Raw genomic sequence first — 15783 nt, 5'->3', positions numbered from 1 at the left:
TAGCTGCAATTTGAAATCCATAGGGTATTTTGATCTTGGAATTTCAAATGCTCATGTCTGAATGCAGTGGTTTCGTATTAAAGATTTCGATCGTTTATAGCAGGTGCCAAAAAGCCTCGATCAGCGGATCGCCGAGGCGTTTTTTCTGCACGCAAACGCCCAGTTCAAAGGGTTCGACCATCGAAATATTCTCAAGCTGCGAGATACGGTTACGCACCGGTTCCGGGCTGTTGTCTACCACCACGCCGGGGATCAGCGCAATGCCGCAGCCCAGCGCTACCATCGAGACAATGGCCTCGTGACCGCCGACGGTGGCGTAAATCAGTGGATTGGCGATGCGCTGGCGGCGGAACCAGAGTTCGATGCGTTTTCGCGATGGGCCGTGCTCCGGCAGGATAAACGGAATAGTGGCCCAGTCGGGTTTCTCGGCAAACGCCTGGCTGCGTACCGCGCAGGGAAGAGCCGGCGCAATCAGCACCAGCGGAATTTCGCCGATTTTAGTGAACGCCACGCTGGTGGGCAGGGTTTCTGGCCGGCCGGCAATGCCGAGGTCGGCTTCGTTGGACTGCACCTTATCGACCGCGTCGGCGGCGTCGCCGGTGGTCAGCTTGATTTCCACCAAGGGATGCTGCGCCCGGAACCTGTCGAGGATCGGCGGCAGGTGGCTGTAGGCGGCGGTAACCGAGCAAAACAGCCGCAATTCGCCGCTCAGCGAAGGGCCGTGCTGACCCAGCGAATGTTTCAACTGCTGGTATTGCAGCAGTGTATGCTGGGCAAAATCCTTCAGCTGTTCACCTGCGTCGGTGAGTTGCACGGTGCGGTTGTCGCGTAAAAACAGCGGCTGCCCGAGGATCTCTTCCAGCCGTTGGATCTGACGGGAAAGCGTCGACGGGCTGACGTGCATCGCCTTGGCGGTGCGGCCAAAGTGATGGCTTTCAGCAAGATGGAGGAACAGCTTTAAATCACGTAAATCCATATCGGTACGCTCGCAGCAAGAGTGTTGCATAAATTGCAATATCACGTTCGTAATATATCAATTTAAGCAACGCGTTTCCTGTTATACATTGAGTTTAACGAATCTCCGCACAGACAGGGCGGGGAATGAAAATAACAAGCAAGACACAACATCTAACTGGAGTACCACCATGGCTAACTATTTCAACACATTGAACCTGCGTCAGCAGTTGGCGCAATTGGGTAAGTGTCGTTTCATGGCACGCGACGAATTTGCGGATGAAGCCGGCTACCTGAAAGGCAAAAAAGTGGTGATCGTCGGCTGTGGCGCACAGGGCCTGAACCAGGGGCTGAACATGCGTGACTCGGGCCTGGACGTTGCCTATGCCCTGCGCAAAGAAGCCATCGACGAGAAACGTCCTTCATGGCGTAAAGCGACCGAGAACGGCTTCAAAGTCGGTACCTACGAAGATCTGATCCCGCAGGCGGACCTGGTGGTTAACCTGACGCCGGACAAACAGCACACCGCAGTGGTTCGTGCAGTACAGCCGCTGATGAAAGACGGCGCGGCGCTGGGCTACTCTCATGGCTTCAACATCGTTGAAGTGGGCGAGCAGGTACGTAAAGACATCACCGTAGTGATGGTTGCGCCAAAATGCCCAGGTACCGAAGTGCGTGAAGAATACAAACGCGGTTTCGGCGTGCCGACCCTGATTGCGGTTCACCCGGAAAACGACCCGAAAGGCGAAGGCATGGCGATCGCCAAGGCCTGGGCCGCAGCGACTGGCGGCCACCGTGCCGGCGTGCTGGAGTCTTCCTTCGTTGCCGAAGTGAAATCCGACCTGATGGGCGAGCAAACCATTCTGTGCGGCATGCTGCAGGCGGGATCGCTGCTGTGCTTCGACAAACTGGTTGCTGAAGGTACCGAGCCGGCTTACGCAGAAAAACTGATTCAGTTCGGCTGGGAAACCATCACCGAAGCGCTGAAGCAAGGCGGCATCACCCTGATGATGGATCGCCTGTCCAACCCGGCCAAGCTGCGCGCTTATGCGCTGTCCGAGCAACTGAAAGAGATCATGGCGCCGCTGTTCCAGAAACACATGGACGACATCATCTCCGGCGCTTTCTCCAGCGGCATGATGGCCGACTGGGCAGAAGACGACGTAAAACTGCTGAACTGGCGTGAAGAGACCGGCAAATCGGCATTCGAGAATGCACCGCAGTTCGAAGGCAAAATCAGCGAGCAGGAATACTTTGATAATGGCGTGCTGATGGTCGCTATGGTAAAAGCTGGCGTTGAGCTGGCGTTCGAAACCATGGTTGACGCAGGCATCATCGAAGAATCCGCTTACTACGAGTCGCTGCACGAGCTGCCGCTGATCGCCAACACCATCGCGCGTAAGCGTCTGTATGAAATGAACGTGGTTATCTCTGATACCGCTGAATACGGCAACTACCTGTTCGCTAATGCCGCAGTGCCGTTGCTGAAAGAGTTTATGACAACTCTGCAGGCCGGTGATTTGGGTAAATCCGTAGCCGGAACTTCGGTAGACAACGCGCAACTGCGTGACGTGAACGAAGCGGTGCGCAATCACCCAATCGAATCCGTTGGCCGTAAACTGCGTGGTTATATGACTGATATGAAACGTATCGCGGTAGCAGGCTAAATACCCGTCGTCTTCCAGGCCGTAGCCTTGTTACCTGCACTATCACACCCCAGTCACTTGACTGAAGTAAGCGCCTGGGGATGAGATAGCTTGGCGCCTGGCTACAACTTGAAATCCATAGGGTATTAAGATTGGTTTTCGAATCCAATAAAAAGGCCAGCATCGTTGCTGGCCTTTCGCATTTCTACGGAGCAGGAATTATTGCGGCATGGCTGCAAGTGGAATAATCGCCCCGCGATACTGAATCACCGTGCTGGCAGTCAGATGGCCGCGCTGTGCCGCCTGTGCCGCATCGCCGCCGGTTAAACGTACCGCCAGGTAACCGGCACTGAAGGAATCCCCTGCGGCGGTGGTATCTACCACCTTCTCTTTCGGCAACCGTACCGCCGGGATCTCAAGCTCGGTGCCTTCGGCGCTGAATACCAGGCAGGCGTCTGCGCCGCGTTTTACCACAATCTCCGTCACGCCCAATGCCTGTGTGCGCCGGACCACCTGTTCCACCGGCTGTTTGCCCCACAGCAAGTCTTCATCGTCCAGCGTCAGGAAGGCGATGTCGGTACAGGCCAGCACATCGCGATAAACCTGTTGAGTTTCCTCGCGGTTCTGCCACAGACGCGGCCGATAGTTATTATCGAAAATCACTTTACCGCCGTTGGCGCGACACTGGCGCAGCAACGCCAGCAATCGGGTGCGGCTGGCCGGATTGAGAATGGCCACGCTGATACCGCTCAGGTACAGATAATCGAATTGGGCCAGATGTTCGCACAGGCTCTCCGCCTGCGGTCCTTCCAGCCAGTAGCGTGCGGCGGCGTCGTTGCGCCAGTAATAAAAGGTGCGTTCACCGGTGTCATCGGTTTCGATCACGTACAGCCCCGGAAGCTTGTTTTCCAACCGTTGGATCAGATCGGTTTTAACCTTTTCCTGTTGCCAGGCCTGCAGCATTTCCTGGCTGAAGCTGTCGGTGCCGAGGGCGGTGACGTAATGCACCTGCAGCGCGGTTTCCGGTACCTGCCGGGCAATGTAGACGGCGGTATTTAAGGTATCGCCGCCAAAGCCGCGGCTGAGATCTGCGCCTTTCTGCGACAGCTCAATCATGCATTCGCCGATCACGGCAAGTTTCTGGGTGGTCATAGTCAACGGCCCTGGCTGAAAGAAAGAAGAAAACAAAGGAATGCGCAATGCCTCCAGTCTCAACGCAAGGGCGGGGGGAGTCAATTAAAATAAAACGATGTTTTAATTAATTTATGATCGCGATCGGGAAACCGAAAAGTTTCCCGATGCGAAGCGAGCCGGCTGCCACTATTTAGCGGCTGCACGCAGGTCGGTGACGCTATGGCCACCGATACCCCAATTGTCGGTTTCTACTTCATCAATGACCACCACGGTGGTCGCCGGGTTTTTCCCCAGCGTATCCACCAACAGTTGCGTCACGCCGGCGATCAGCTGTTTCTTTTGATCCGGCGTCGCGCCTTCACGAGTAATTTTGATATTTACGTAGGGCATATTTTTTCCTTGGTTATTGATACCGCTTTCAATGTAGAAGGCTTTTGCCGGCGCTTAAAGTTTTATCGCCCCGCTGCGCCGGCTAGCTGACGCACTGTTCGCCTAAAGCGTGAACTCTTGCCTATCCTCGGCTAGGCTTGATAAAGCCTGCTTATCAATTTTACTGGCAGATTAGCGTGTTCAGGGAGCCGTTATGACAAGAACAGGAAAAGTTTTCAGCTGGGTTGGTGGCATTGTGCTGCTGGTGATTGCCGCGCTGGTGATCTTTGTGATGACCTTCGACTGGAACCGCCTTAAACCGACCATAAATGACAAGGTGTCTGCCGAATTGCAGCGACCGTTCGCGATCCGCGGCGAGCTGGGTGTGGACTGGGCGCGTGAGAAAGATGAGGTCGGCTGGCGTGGCTGGGTGCCGTGGCCGCATATTCATGCCGAAGATATCGTGCTGGGCAATCCCAAAAATATTCCCGGCGACAGCATGGTCCAGCTGCAGCGCGCCGATGCCAGCATTGCACCGCTGGCGCTGCTCGGCAAAGAGGTATTGATTCCGCGCATTTGGCTGAAACAGCCGAACGCCACCTTGCAGCGGCTGGCGAACGGTGACAATAACTGGACCTTCAACCTGGCCGGTGACCCCAAACAACCGACGTCCGACTGGTCGGTGAATATTCATGACATCGTCTTCGATCGTGGTCAGATTGATTTTAAAGACGCCACGCTCAAGGCAGATTTCCGTGCGCTGATCGATCCGCTTGGCAAGCCGCTGCCGTTCAGCGAGGTCACAGGAAAAAAAGACGCCGACAAAGCGGTTACCCCCGACTATGTTTTTGGTTGGAAGGTGAAGGGGAAATACAACGGCGAGCCGCTGTCGGGCAGCGGCAAGATGGGCGGCATGCTGTCGTTGCAGAACGCGGAAGTGCCTTTCCCGCTGCAAGCGGACGTACGCTCTGGCGCAACCCGGGTGGTGGTGGCCGGCACGCTGTCCGATCCGATGAACTTTGGCGGGTTGGATCTGCGGGTAAAATTCTCCGGCGATAGCTTGGGCAATCTGTACGCCCTGACCGGCGTGCTGCTGCCGAATACCCCGCCGTACTCTACCGATGGGCATCTGATCGCCCGGCTGCACGAGAAAGGCGGCGCGGTATTCCAGTACCAGAAGTTCGACGGCAAAATCGGCGACAGCGATATCCACGGCGATTTGAAATATGTGGCCAGTAAACCACGGCCTAAATTGAGCGGTGAAGTGCTGTCGAAACAGCTGCGTTTGGCCGATCTGGCGCCGTTGATTGGTGCGGATTCCAATACGGAAAAAGCCGGCCGTGGGGAGAAGAGCCGCCAACCGGCCGACAAGGTGTTACCGGTTGAGAAATTTGACACCAAAAGCTGGAACCTGATGGATGCGGACGTTAAATTTGCCGCGAAGCGCATTGAACGCGGCAATTCGCTGCCGCTGAGCGATCTCTCTACCCATTTACAGCTGGATAACGGTGTGCTCCTGATGGACCCGCTGCGATTCGGCATGGCCGGCGGCAACCTCAACGCCACCCTTCGTCTGGACGGCGGTAAAAACCCGATGCAGGGCCGGGTCGATATGCACGCGCGCAAATTCCAGCTTCAGCAACTGCTGCCTAACGTGGCGTCGATGAAACGCAGCCTGGGGCAGATGAACGGGGATGCTAAACTGACCGGACGCGGCAATTCGGTGGCCGATCTATTGGCAACCAGCAGCGGCGAACTGCGCATGGTGGTTAACAACGGCGTGATCAGCCGTGGCCTGATGGAGCTCCTCGGCCTGAATGTGGGCAACTATCTGGTGGCGAAACTGTTTGGTGACGACGTAGTGAGCATAAACTGCGCAGCGGCGGATGTCGGTATTCGCGATGGCGTCGCCGCACCGCGGCTGTTCGTGTTTGACACCGAGAACGCCGTTATCAATATCAGCGGCAACACCAATTTGGCCACCGAGCGGCTGGATCTGTCCATCGATCCGGAAAGCAAGGGGATGCGCGTACTGACGCTGCGCTCACCGCTGTATGTGAAAGGCACCTTCAAGCACCCGGATGCCGGCGTTAAAGCCGGCCCGCTGATTGCGCGCGGTGCGGCTGCGGTGGCGCTGGGCGTGGTATTGGCACCGGCTGCGGCCCTGCTGGCGTTGGTCTCTCCAAGCGAAGGCGACGATGAAAACCAATGCGGGCAAATCCTGCAACAGATGAAGCAAAAAAAATGATCTCGATGGCCCGCCAAACGGGCCATTTTTAATTCAGCACCCGGCAGTCGTGATCCTGAATCTCTTCCGCCGAGGCCAGCGTAAAGGGCAACAGGCTGCGTTCGGTGGCCAGCAGCAGGAAGTCGCCGCCCGGAAGTGCGGTCATCGCCAGGCCAAAACTGCCCATGCGGCCATTGGCGCGTGGGATGCCTTTGGCCAACAGGCGGAAAGCACCCAGGCTGGCCAATTCGTCAGGCGCGACCCGGCGTACCAGATAATCATGGCCCAGCAGGCCGCCAGGCAGCGGTTGCCACTGTTCGTTATAATCCGCCGCAAACTGCGCCAACTGCGTTTTTACCGCCGGCAGCAGACAGGAAATATGAATGTGCAACTGATTCTGGCTGCGCCCATATTCTGAATTAATTGCCAGTGAAATATCTGCGTCATCAATCTCTTTGCCATATTTATCTGCCATAAAATGGCGCGCCGCCCAGGCTTGCGCAAAGAAGTTCGGGGTGGCGGCTTCCAGCACCGTCGGGCTTTCAATACCGGTAATTTTAGCGCTTGGCATCAGTAAATACTGCAGCGGCCCGTTGCGATCCTTAAACACGACAAAGCCGGCCTGCGTGTCGACCTGTGCGCAGGGCGCCGGGTTATTGTGCGCCTGTTGGTTGGGTAAGCACTGTCGGCTGACGATGCGCCAAAGCGCGTCCGGGTGGGACGGTTTCAGCCCGTACCAGGCAGCCAGCGACAGGGCGACAATCACCAGGAGAACAAGGTACCCATACAGCCTGCGGCGCAGAGACATCATCGATTTCCGTTCAACGGGAGGAACGCACAGCATAGTCTGGTTTTATGACAGGAGACAACGCGGGGAGTGCGGCCCCGTTGAGGGGGCCGCAAAAGAAGGGTTACAGCGACAGATCCCGGGTCTCTTTCATCATCAGCAAGGCGATCAGCGTGAGGCTGGCCATGGCGGCCAGATACAGACCGACGTAGAACAGACCGTAATGGGTTGCCAGCCAGGTGGCGATATAAGGCGCCACTGCAGCCCCGAGGATTGACGCTACGTTGTAGGAGAACGAGGCACCGGTATAGCGCACCTCTGTCGGGAACAGCTCCGGCAGCAGCGCGCCCATCGGGCCGAAGGTCAGGCCCATGATGCTCAGACCGCACAGCAGGAAGCCCATCACCAGCGCCTGGTTACCAGAGCCCAACAGGCTCGGGAACAGGAAGGCGAAAGCGATCATCATCAGGGTAATGGCGATCATGGTCTTGCGGCGGCCAAAGGCATCCGCCAACAGGCCGGCAATCGGCACCATCACGCCAAAACCGATCACCGCCACCATCAGCATCCACAGGAAGGTATTGCGTGAGTAGCCCAGCCCCAGCGGCTGAGCCGTGGTGCCGTAGGTCATTGAGTAGACCGTCATCAGGTAAAACAGGGTATAGGTCGCCAGCATGATGAAGGTACCGAGGATGGTTGCCTTCCAATGCTTGCTCAGCAGCGTGCCGAGCGGGATTTTCACCTGTTTGCCGGCTTTCGCCACCTTGGCGAACACCGGGGTTTCATGCAGCGATACGCGGACGTACAGGCCGATCAGCACCAGCGCGGCCGACAGGATAAAGGGTACGCGCCAGCCCCATTGCATAAACTGCTGGTCGGTGAGCAGCCAGGAGAGCAGCAGGAAAGTGCCGTTGGCGAAGAAGAAGCCGATAGGCGCACCCAACTGTGGGAACGAGCCGTACAGCGCGCGCTTTTTGGCAGGAGCATTCTCGGTGGCCAGCAAGGCCGCGCCGCCCCATTCACCGCCGAGACCGAGCCCTTGGCCAAAACGTGCCAGTGCCAGCAGGATGGGGGCAAAGATGCCAATGGTTTCGTAGCTCGGCAGCAGGCCGATCAGCACGGTAGAAATCCCCATGGTGAGCAGCGAGGCGACCAGCGTCACTTTGCGCCCCACGCGATCGCCGAAGTGGCCAAACAGCGCCGAGCCAATCGGGCGCGCAACAAAGGCGACGGCGAAGGTGGCCAGCGATTGCAGCGTGGCAGTGGTCGGGTCACCCTGTGGGAAGAAGATATGTGGGAATACGATCACCGCAGCGGTGGCGTAAATATAGAAATCGAAAAACTCGATGGCGGTACCGACCAGCGAGGCGACAATCACTTTTCCGCGTGAGTTTACCGGTGTTGACGCCTCGTCGGCGTCCAGAGTTGGTGCGATGGATGCTTGCATAGTGTTTCTTATTTTTTGAATTTGTAAAAATCCATCTTAGTCATAGCAAAATGCCTTTTCAATGGTGAAACTTTGTACAATGCCGCCATTAACCGGTTAAAAAGCTTAATGTTTCAACGCTGAGTTTCTCTGCAGGTTTTAACGTTGCAAAATGAATAATATACGGATTTAATCGCTGTAAAAATCGGAAAGAAAAGTTAGCCGGTAGTTTGTTATGCTGGTTTTGCTGGAGCGAAAGGTTTTGTTTTGGTTGTATATGCTGGGGTGTTGGCTTTATTGCAACATAAAAAACCGGCCAACGAGTGGTGGCCGGTATGATTGCATTGCTTCAGGGGGCTGGCTGCTCGGACACCGGCAGGGTTTTATCCTCTTTATACTGCGCGGTGGCGATCCAGGCGGCGCAGAACAGCGTCAGGCGGGCGAAGAAATAGAAGAACGCCATCAGCCCAATCACTGAGCCAAAGGCAGCGCCGGAAGGGGATTTAGCCACCTGCGGCAGCGTCATGGTCATCACGAACTTAATCACCTCGAAACCGATGGCGGCGAGCAGCGTCCCGCGCAGCAGCGCCTTTTTCTTCGGTTTGTGGCGAGGCAGCATCCAGAAGATCCACAAGAACAGCAGGTAGTTGGCGAAAATGGAAATCGACAGTGCAATCAGCGTCATTGCCGGCCGCAGCCATTCTATTCCTTCCAGGCCCAACGCGCTGACGATTGCCGCCTGCGCTGAACCGGCGATGGAGGTCAGCGTCAGGGTAATGATCAGCGCCACCACCAGGCCGGTTAGCGAGATAAAGTCGCGGGTATATTTGAAATAGAGCTTTTCCTGGTCCTGCGGATTACGTTCCCACACGTCACGCGACTGCGCCCGGATCGCCTCACGCAGGTTGCCCATCCAACTGATCCCAGAATACAGCGCCAGCGCCAGGCCGGTCAGCCCCACGGTGGTGCGCTGCTGAATGGCGGTATTAACGGTATTTTTCAGTGTGCTGGCCAGCGTAGGATCGCTGATGCTGCCGACAATTTTATTGATCAACCCGGCCAGCAGGTCAGGATTGGACGCCAGCACAAAGCCGACGGCGGCGAACGATACCATCAGAATCGGGATCAGCGAGAGGAACGAAAAATAGGTGATGGCGGCGCCAAACTGGCTGCCCAGACGATCGTTAAAGCGTTCGGTGGCACGCAGCAGATGAGCGATGCTTGGCCAGGCTTTGATGCGCTCAACCAGGCGTGAAAAACCGGAAATGCGCCGGTCAATTTTCCCGTTGCCGGTTTTGATGGCGATCAGCGGCTTTTGCGGCGTTTCACTGTGGGGCTGACGGGGTTCTTTATCTGATCCTGTAGGCATTACGTCACGATTTCCTTAACGATAAATAGGCTGTCTCAGCCTTGATTATAGCCAAAATGCCCGCCGATTGGCCGTCGGGAGCGACAACCGGGCAATTTGTGAGCTTATCGCGTTGCCCTGCAGGGTGAAATCTTATTGCTCGCCGATAGGTAAAATTCTTATATCAGCCGCCTGCCTGCGCGGTTTTTTTCATTCACTGGCCGCCAATTTTTATCTATTTCATCACCAAGAAAGCGTTTACTCATGGGGTGGCGCTGCGGTTTACCCATCGCGGCGTTGCTGCAGCCGTAGGGGCTGGAACGGTTTCAACTGTTATCAATAGAGAAAATGGAAGGTCATATGAAATTACTTAATCACCCCACCTGTCGTCCGTTTACCGAAGCGGGCACTTTGACACAGATTTCCGCCTACTATGAGGAAGAGCGGCACATCATGTGGATGCTGCTGCGCGCCGAGCCGCGCCCTTGCTTCAATCAGGCGCTGATCGAAGACATCATGACGCTGGCGCAGGCGGCAAAAGAGTCGTCGCTGCAGTTTGATTTTTGGGTGACCGGCTCGCTGGTGCCAAACATGTTCAACGTCGGCGGCGATCTGCAGTTCTTCGCCGAAGCGATTAAAAACCGCAAACGTGAAGCGATGATGGCTTACGCGCGTGCCTGTATTGATTGTGTGCATGCGGCGGCGCGCGGGTTCGATACCGGAGCGGTCAGCATAGCGATGGTGGAGGGCAGCGCACTTGGCGGGGGGTTTGAGGCGGCGCTGGCGCACCATTTCGTTCTGGCGCAGAACAATGCGCGCATGGGTTTCCCGGAAATTGCTTTCAATCTGTTCCCCGGTATGGGCGGTTATTCGCTGGTGGCTCGCAAGGCGGGCATGCGTTTGGCGGAGGAGCTTATTTGGAGCGGCGAGTCGCACACTGCCGAATGGTTTGAAAGCCGTGGTCTGGTCGATCAACTTTTCCAGCCCGGCGACGCCTATATAGCCACCCGCACCTTTATCGATACCATCCGGCCCAAGCTGAACGGCATGCGCGCCATGCTGCGCGCTCGCCAGCGGGTATTGCAGCTTACGCGTTCCGAGTTGATGGACATCACCGAAGATTGGGTGCATTCGGCTTTCACTATCGAGGAGAAAGACCGCGCCTATATTGAACGTCTGGTTATGCTGCAGGATCGTCATACGCTGAACCTGCGCCGTGCCGGCTAATGTAAACCTGCCCGTATTACGCTGAGGGCGGTGACGGGCAATAAGACTGCAGCCAATGTTCCAGCTGTTCCGGGAGCATTGGCCGCGCAAACAGGAACCCCTGTTTTTCGTCCACGCCCACTTCATCCAGGAACCTGTTCTCGCTTTCGGTCTCTACGCCTTCGGCGATCACCCTGAATTTCAGCGCTTCGGCCGCCGCAACGATAGCGCGTACCAGCGACTGTGAAACCGGATTGAAATTCACGCCGCGCACAAAGCTCTTGTCCAGCTTAATGGCGTCCAGCGGGATGCGCGCCAGCTGCGCCAGTGAGGAGTAACCGGTGCCGAAGTCGTCAAGATGAACCTGCGCACCCAACTCACGCAGCCGGGTGATGACCGCGCGCGCACGTTTCTCATCCTCGATCAGGCTGCTTTCCGTCAGTTCGAAGTCCAGCAGGCATGGCGCTAACTGGTTGTGCTGCAGCACGTTGATCAGATCCTCCACGATGGAATCATCAACCAACTGACGTGCGGAAAGATTTACGGCGACCCGCAGCGCCAGCCCCTGGCGTTGCCATTGGGCGGCCTGTTTGGCCGCGGTTTGCAACACCCATCGGCCGAGCGGGCCAATCAGCCCGGACTCTTCAGCGTAAGAGATGAATTGCAACGGCGGGATCAAACCGCGTTCGGGCGAGTTCCAACGCACCAGGGCTTCCACGCTGCGCACCGTGCCGCTGAGCGCATCGATTTTCGGTTGGTAATAAACCACCAGTTGATTCTGTTCCAGACCCTTGCGCAGGTTGGTGTCCAGCCACATATATTCCGCGACTCGCTTGTTCATTTCCGGTGAGAACACGGTAAAGGTACGCTTGCCGTGCTCTTTGGCGACGTACATGGCGGTGTCGGCGCTACGAATCAAGCCGTCGAGATCGTTACCGTGTTCAGGGCATAGCGCGATACCAATCGAACAGCCGGTATAGACTTCGATAAGGCCGATGCGGAAGGGCGTTTTCAACCGGTCGATAATACGCTGGGCCAGCTGTTGCAACTGTTCGCGCTTGGCCTGTTGGGCCAGTACCAGGAATTCGTCGCCCCCAAGGCGGGCCAGAACCTGATCGGGTTCAAGACAGCCGAGCACCGCCAGCGACACTTCCACCAGCAAGCGATCGCCGAACATATGCCCGTAGGCGTCGTTCACTTTTTTGAAATTATCGAGATCGAGGTACACCAGCCCAACGTTGCTGTCACCACGCGTCGCAATGGCCTGGATAATTTTGTCCTGAATGGCGTTGCGATTGGGCAAGCCGGTGATGATATCGGTATTGGCCAGCACCCGCAGGCGCTCCTGGGCACGGCGTTCTTCAGTGATGTCGGTGCCGGAGCAAATCAGGAAGACCTCGTTTTTTCCGCTACCGCTGTGGACGAATTTGTTGCGGAACAAAAACAGCCGCTCGCCTTTTACCGTTTTGACCCAGCGTTCCACCTCGTAGGATGAGCCATTGCGGAAAAAACCGGCGATATTTCGCCGCGATGCCGCCGCTTCTTCCGGGCTCATAAACAGCTGAAAGACGTTTTTGCCTATGACATCATGTTCGTGCAGACCGGTATATTCTTCGCTCAGGCGGTTGAAACGTTGGATGCGGCCATGCTGATCGACAATCACAATCACCGAATTAGCTTCTGATACCACTTGCTCGGCAAAGGAAAGCCCATGCACCAGATCGCGGGCGACGGACTTGGTGTCGCTGAAAGCGGAGGCGGTGCCGGCCCATTCGAGTTTGTTGATCCGGCGGCCCACCAGGTGCAAATGGATCGGTTCGCCGACCAGCGTAATTGAAATGTCCAGGCTGGCTGTTATGCCGCTCAGGCGCCGGATCTTTGCCGCCTGCATGGCGCTGAGCGCAACGGCCATATGAGCTTTGCCTTTGACAGCGGACAGCTCCAGGGCATTGCTGTCGAACGCCAGCCGCCAGTAGGGGCTGTTGGTGCCAAAGTGGGCGTTAAGAAGCATAGGACCTTGGTCTGCGAACATGATGATTCCTCAAAAGGGCACGACAGCCAAGTCTCCGCAATGAGCGTAGCAGCGTTTTTCCGGCTCGGTAGCGGCCGCAGTGCACGTATCTCCATCATATAACACGTTTTTCACGGGCGGGCATGGGTGATGAAACTATTATATAAGCAATAATTAGTTTTGCTGTGTAAAAGTCCCCTTTGCCGCCGGTTGCTTTGAGTGTAAGAGAAAAACCTTCAGTCACGGGAAATGCGTACGATTTCTGCGCATGGATGCCGCCATATTGTTGAAGGGCGGTTGCAGTGGATGAGGGTAAATTATAATAAAGGGGGCGTACGGCAGGAATAACCCCATTGGGGGGAATTTTAATTTCCTCAGGCAATCAAAATTTCCGGACAATGAACACTTTCTTCATAATTTACTCAAAGTTGTCGAATAAACCTGTTTTGGGTTTTAAAAAATTTACACAGCATCGCATTACTCTATGTTTAACGGCCTACTATTATCCCCGACGAACGAAAGAAGAGCCTGTTCACGTACAGAGCTCCTGATGAAGAATAATTTTAAGGAAATGATTATGCGTAAACTGACCGCTTTATTTGTAGCTTCTACTCTGGCGCTGGGTTCTGCTTCCATGGCCTTTGCCGCCGATACCACGGCAGTACCGGCTACGGCTGATGCCGCACCGATGAAAATGATGCACCATAAAGGTGAAGGCAAAGGTGGGCCATTTGCCGGCCTGAACCTGACCGAACAGCAGCGCCAGCAAATGCGCGACATCATGAAAGAATCGCATCAGAATCGCGGTGCGGGCGTAAAAGAAGAACGTCAGGCGTTGCATAACCTGGTGGCTAGCGACAGCTTCGATGAAGCAAAAGCGAAATCCCAAATTGATGCCATCAGCAAAGCGCAGTCCGAACATATGCTGGAACGCGCCAAAGCGGAAAATAAAATGTATAACCTGCTGACCCCTGAGCAGAAAAAACAATACAATGAGAATTATCAGAAACGCGAACAGAAAATGATGGACCACATGAATAAAATGAAATCGAAAATGACGACCGAACAGTAATAACGTCATGGGGTAAATAAAAAGGGCCGGATTATTCATCTGGCCCTTTTGCTTTTGGTCCGTTATTGCTGGCCAAAAAGGTTTTACCCCATTGGTCAATGAGAATGAAAATCATCCGGTGTAAAAGTAATATGCTGAAATTGTTCGGCAATGACCTGCGCAAAACGCGGATCGTTAATATGATAAGGCGTTTTTATCAGCCGACGTCTGTCTGTTGGCCGCAGCGTGTTTTCCAGCGCTTGCACAAAGGCGGCCAATGCGAGCGGGTCCCAAAATGGCTGGTCCGGTGCATCCAGGGCTGACACGCCGCCTCCCGGGATCACGAATCTCACTTCACCTTTACAGGCATTCATTTTTTCCCCGATCCAGCGTCCGATAAGGGCATTCTCCTGTACGCTGGTGCGTACCAGAGTGACCTGCGGGTTGTGGTGATGCCGCCGGCGCCCGGCATAGCGATCCGGCACGGTTTTTGGCGAGCCGAAATTGATCATATCCAATGCGCCACAGGAGAGTACGCAAGGGATACCGGTGCGCGCGATGGCGCCGAAGCGATCCTCACTGCAGGCCAAAACGCCGCCGAACAGATAATCAGCCACTTCGGTAGTTGTCAGATCCAGCGCGGCGTTAAGTAAACGGCTGTCGATCAGTTTTTCCAGCGCTCTGCCGCCGCTACCGGTGGCATGGAACACCAGGCAGTCCCAGTGAGGTTCAAGGGCGGCAATCACCGCTTGTATGCAGGGCGTGGTGACGCCAAACATGGTCAGACCGATCGCGGGTTTGTCATCAGCGTCATCGTGGGTGGCGAAGCGCACCGCCCCGACAATCTGATGTGCTGCATTACTCAATACCCGGCGTGACAGGCGATTTAAGCCGGCGATATCGGTCACGGAGTACAGCATACCGATATCGCTGGCACCGACATAAGCGGAGACATCCCCCGCTGCCATGCTCGATACTATCAGTTTTGGCAGGCCGATAGGCAGCTGCTGCATTGCCGGGGTGATGATGGCGGTGCCGCCGGAACCCCCCAGGCCAAGCAGGGCGGCAATGTCATGACGCGTCAGGATAAAATGTTCAAACGCGACCGCCATGGCGGCGATAGCCTGACCGCGGCAGGAGCAGAATACCGCTTCGGCTCCCTCGGGATGGTGGCTGGCGACTTCAGCAGCGCAAATATTGGCTGGCGAGCTTTCAGGGGAGCCACGGGTGGAGAGATCGACGGTAATCGTGGGTAAATCGTGCCCGGCGATTAGCTGGCGCACATACTCCAACTCTTGTCCTTTAGTATCTGCTGTGGTAGCAATGTAGACAAAATTTGAAGTGTTACTCATGGTCATTTCCTGGGGTTTTTTATTTTTATAAGTAAAATTATAATGTTATTTAATTATTTGGAACCCTGGTGTTGGATAATTAAGTTAAAATAGCTAATGTATTTATATAATGAGACGACAGTATCATTTATGCAAGACCATTTCAGTTTGAAGTGAGATGCCAGTCTCATTTTGGGCTGCTGAATGTTGCCGGCGAAGCAGGATGTGGTCGGTTTGAAAGTGAATGCGCGTTTCCCGGCTGGGAAAATGCGAAGAAGTATGAGGTTGACGTG

Annotated in this window: 13 protein-coding genes; 4 read left to right on the top strand and 9 right to left on the bottom strand. The window is 55.5% G+C overall.

Annotation, left to right across the window (positions count from 1 at the left end; genetic code table 11):
* Nucleotides 1-94: 94 nt before the first annotated feature.
* On the bottom strand, nt 95-976 hold the full coding sequence (gene ilvY, locus QZQ97_RS21735) for an HTH-type transcriptional activator IlvY (RefSeq protein WP_311995128.1): 882 nt from the start codon (nt 974-976) through the stop codon (nt 95-97).
* 169 nt (nt 977-1145) lie between these two features.
* Here ilvY and ilvC point away from each other — a divergent pair, with 169 nt between their 5' ends.
* The gene (gene ilvC, locus QZQ97_RS21730; RefSeq protein ID WP_062869030.1) at nt 1146-2621 is read left to right on the top strand and encodes a ketol-acid reductoisomerase; all 1476 of its coding nucleotides are present in this window, start codon (nt 1146-1148) and stop codon (nt 2619-2621) included.
* 198 nt (nt 2622-2819) lie between these two features.
* On the opposite strand, the gene QZQ97_RS21725 is transcribed toward ilvC, so the two are convergent.
* Entirely contained in the window at nt 2820-3752 is a 933-nt protein-coding gene (locus QZQ97_RS21725; protein WP_311995127.1) for a sugar kinase, read from the bottom strand.
* Nucleotides 3753-3920: 168 nt separating this feature from the next.
* Entirely contained in the window at nt 3921-4157 is a 237-nt protein-coding gene (locus tag QZQ97_RS21720; protein ID WP_311995148.1) for a 4-oxalocrotonate tautomerase family protein, read from the bottom strand.
* Nucleotides 4158-4317: 160 nt separating this feature from the next.
* Here QZQ97_RS21720 and QZQ97_RS21715 point away from each other — a divergent pair, with 160 nt between their 5' ends.
* Nucleotides 4318-6351: an AsmA family protein gene (locus QZQ97_RS21715; RefSeq protein ID WP_311995126.1), complete on the top strand. Its 2034-nt coding sequence runs from the start codon at nt 4318-4320 to the stop codon at nt 6349-6351.
* 28 nt (nt 6352-6379) lie between these two features.
* On the opposite strand, the gene QZQ97_RS21710 is transcribed toward QZQ97_RS21715, so the two are convergent.
* The 3 genes from QZQ97_RS21710 to yhjD form a co-directional block, all read right to left on the bottom strand.
* Nucleotides 6380-7141, bottom strand: a complete 762-nt coding sequence (locus tag QZQ97_RS21710) for a CDP-diacylglycerol diphosphatase (RefSeq protein ID WP_442995421.1) — start codon at nt 7139-7141, stop codon at nt 6380-6382.
* Between the two features lie 100 nt (nt 7142-7241).
* Entirely contained in the window at nt 7242-8564 is a 1323-nt protein-coding gene (locus tag QZQ97_RS21705) for an MFS transporter (RefSeq protein ID WP_311995125.1), read from the bottom strand.
* Between the two features lie 328 nt (nt 8565-8892).
* The gene (gene yhjD, locus QZQ97_RS21700) at nt 8893-9912 is read right to left on the bottom strand and encodes an inner membrane protein YhjD (protein WP_311995124.1); all 1020 of its coding nucleotides are present in this window, start codon (nt 9910-9912) and stop codon (nt 8893-8895) included.
* 339 nt (nt 9913-10251) lie between these two features.
* On the opposite strand from yhjD, the gene QZQ97_RS21695 reads away from it, so the two are divergent.
* Nucleotides 10252-11118, top strand: coding sequence for a crotonase/enoyl-CoA hydratase family protein (locus QZQ97_RS21695; RefSeq protein WP_006328758.1), 867 nt, complete (start codon nt 10252-10254; stop codon nt 11116-11118).
* 16 nt (nt 11119-11134) lie between these two features.
* On the opposite strand, the gene pdeR is transcribed toward QZQ97_RS21695, so the two are convergent.
* Together pdeR and QZQ97_RS21685 are read right to left on the bottom strand one after the other, a co-directional pair.
* On the bottom strand, nt 11135-13129 hold the full coding sequence (gene pdeR / locus QZQ97_RS21690; protein ID WP_311995123.1) for a cyclic di-GMP phosphodiesterase: 1995 nt from the start codon (nt 13127-13129) through the stop codon (nt 11135-11137).
* A 94-nt stretch (nt 13130-13223) separates the two neighbouring features.
* Nucleotides 13224-13490, bottom strand: coding sequence for a hypothetical protein (locus QZQ97_RS21685; RefSeq protein ID WP_311995122.1), 267 nt, complete (start codon nt 13488-13490; stop codon nt 13224-13226).
* Nucleotides 13491-13685: 195 nt separating this feature from the next.
* On the opposite strand from QZQ97_RS21685, the gene spy reads away from it, so the two are divergent.
* The gene (gene spy / locus QZQ97_RS21680; protein WP_311995121.1) at nt 13686-14180 is read left to right on the top strand and encodes an ATP-independent periplasmic protein-refolding chaperone Spy; all 495 of its coding nucleotides are present in this window, start codon (nt 13686-13688) and stop codon (nt 14178-14180) included.
* Nucleotides 14181-14275: 95 nt separating this feature from the next.
* Here spy and QZQ97_RS21675 read toward each other — a convergent pair whose 3' ends face one another.
* On the bottom strand, nt 14276-15511 hold the full coding sequence (locus QZQ97_RS21675; protein WP_311995120.1) for a Tm-1-like ATP-binding domain-containing protein: 1236 nt from the start codon (nt 15509-15511) through the stop codon (nt 14276-14278).
* Nucleotides 15512-15783: the final 272 nt, after the last annotated feature.

Source organism: Serratia sp. root2 (assembly GCF_031931805.1).
GTDB classification, from domain to species: Bacteria; Pseudomonadota; Gammaproteobacteria; order Enterobacterales; family Enterobacteriaceae; genus Serratia; species Serratia inhibens.
This window is presented reverse-complemented; position numbering and strand designations above follow the sequence as displayed.

Coding starts and splice junctions, on each gene's coding strand:
- ilvY (WP_311995128.1), bottom strand. CDS start 976: ATGGATTTACGTGATTTAAAGCTGTTCCTCCATCTTGCTGAAAGCCAT.
- ilvC (WP_062869030.1), top strand. CDS start 1,146: ATGGCTAACTATTTCAACACATTGAACCTGCGTCAGCAGTTGGCGCAA.
- QZQ97_RS21725 (WP_311995127.1), bottom strand. CDS start 3,752: ATGACCACCCAGAAACTTGCCGTGATCGGCGAATGCATGATTGAGCTG.
- QZQ97_RS21715 (WP_311995126.1), top strand. CDS start 4,318: ATGACAAGAACAGGAAAAGTTTTCAGCTGGGTTGGTGGCATTGTGCTG.
- QZQ97_RS21710 (WP_442995421.1), bottom strand. CDS start 7,141: ATGATGTCTCTGCGCCGCAGGCTGTATGGGTACCTTGTTCTCCTGGTG.
- QZQ97_RS21705 (WP_311995125.1), bottom strand. CDS start 8,564: ATGCAAGCATCCATCGCACCAACTCTGGACGCCGACGAGGCGTCAACA.
- yhjD (WP_311995124.1), bottom strand. CDS start 9,912: ATGCCTACAGGATCAGATAAAGAACCCCGTCAGCCCCACAGTGAAACG.
- QZQ97_RS21695 (WP_006328758.1), top strand. CDS start 10,252: ATGAAATTACTTAATCACCCCACCTGTCGTCCGTTTACCGAAGCGGGC.
- pdeR (WP_311995123.1), bottom strand. CDS start 13,129: ATGTTCGCAGACCAAGGTCCTATGCTTCTTAACGCCCACTTTGGCACC.
- spy (WP_311995121.1), top strand. CDS start 13,686: ATGCGTAAACTGACCGCTTTATTTGTAGCTTCTACTCTGGCGCTGGGT.
- QZQ97_RS21675 (WP_311995120.1), bottom strand. CDS start 15,511: ATGAGTAACACTTCAAATTTTGTCTACATTGCTACCACAGCAGATACT.